Origin of the sequence: Streptococcus parasanguinis (genome assembly GCF_001074805.1) — a bacterium.
Taxonomy (GTDB): Bacteria; Bacillota; Bacilli; order Lactobacillales; family Streptococcaceae; genus Streptococcus; species Streptococcus parasanguinis_A.
The window spans coordinates 1-1,521 of sequence record NZ_JUPI01000029.1; the positions used below are offsets into that span (position 1 = coordinate 1).

The 1,521-nt window shown below is 43.7% G+C and carries 1 protein-coding gene; it reads right to left on the bottom strand.

What is annotated here, in order from left to right:
* Positions 1-233: 233 nt before the first annotated feature.
* Positions 234-1,521 (bottom strand): GBS Bsp-like repeat-containing protein (locus tag ADI76_RS02105; RefSeq protein WP_049514419.1); only part of this gene is annotated, 1,288 nt, incomplete at its 5' end.

Genomic DNA, 1,521 nt, shown 5'->3' on the forward strand with positions numbered 1-1,521 from the left:
AGCGAACTTCTACGAAGTTCCATGACTAATTATTGAGCCTAAGGTCTCAATAATTCCGAGTGCCTGAATCGTTATTGTTTCAGGCACTTTACTCACAGCGGAAAGTTTCGGTATTTTCTTGATTCAATCTAAGAATTGTAACTCATTTTTATTTCTTAGCAGGATCGCTTAATTATTTTACTTTAAAATAGTTTGTCTACATTTTAAAAGAAGCCTATGGCTTCTTTTATTTGTTATTGATAGCGAGGAGTTGCAAATCCACGAATATTACCATGTCCAATCCGATACGTATTGCGACGCACTTGGTTGTTGGAGTTTCCTTCAATGGTATGAATGATCCCATTTGAGACGCTCTCAACAATTCCGATGTGATCCGCAAATCCATTATTTTGCTGGCTATTTTGATCCCAGTTAAAGGTGATGATGTCCCCTGCTTTTGGTGTAGTGGTACCATCTTCATTCCAGATGCCCAAGCGTTTGAAGATCTGGATGTGACGTTCGACTCCACATTCACGGCCAATCAAACCGCTCAAACCTTCCCGCTGGAAGACTGTTGTGACAAAGATATCACACCAGTCATCGGTCGTCTTCACTGCATAACCAACTGGAAGTGGTTTAACACTGTTATAATCATTGACCAATTGTTGGTGAGCTGCAGTTCCGCCACGAACGCCTACTAGACTAGCTGCTGCCCGTAAGACACGGTCCCGTTGTCCATTCGTTACACGAGGACTAAAAGCAGTTTGATCTACTGTCGCACGGGGATGAAGGGCTGTTTGACCAAGGTTAAAGCCTTCAACGCCACCATCGACATAATCCACATAGACGTGAGTGGTATAGTTACCTGATTGGTACTGGTGATTGGCTGCAGAGACCTGCACTTCTGTATGCATTCCAGAAGGTGCTGTTGAATACCAGAAAAGATTTTCTTGGTGTGCTTGAGACCAGGCTGCGACACGGATGTTCTTAATCCGACGGCCCTGAGGCGCTTGATCCACCGTTACTGTATAAGTTCCAGCACCAGAATTGACATTCTTGATAGAAGCTAGCGTCTTGGTCTTGGCATTTCGGAACTCCACTTCTGTAGTCGTGGTACCAACACCTACACGAGAACCATCATTTTGAATGTAGTAAAGGTGAACATGGTACTTACCAGTAGAATTCTTGTGATCGCTTGCTTTAACAGATACCTTGTAGTCTCCGTTCGCTTGGCGAGTTGCTTCGTACCAGCGGAGATCATCCTGTCCGTCCTTATCCGACCAAGTTGGGACTTGCACAGTTCGCACACCTTTAGGATTGTAGACATCCTTAATGATGACGTCAAAGGTACCTGTATCCTTGTTGTTGTTTTGGATTAGGATCGTACCAGAACGGCGGGCTTGACGCACTTCTGTCGTAGTTTCTGTAATATAGCTTCGTTGATTATTTTGATCTACGTAATAAATATGGACATTGTACTTACCATCCTCATTTTTATGATCTGTGGCTTTGATAGTCGCACGGTAGCTGCCATCACTTTGA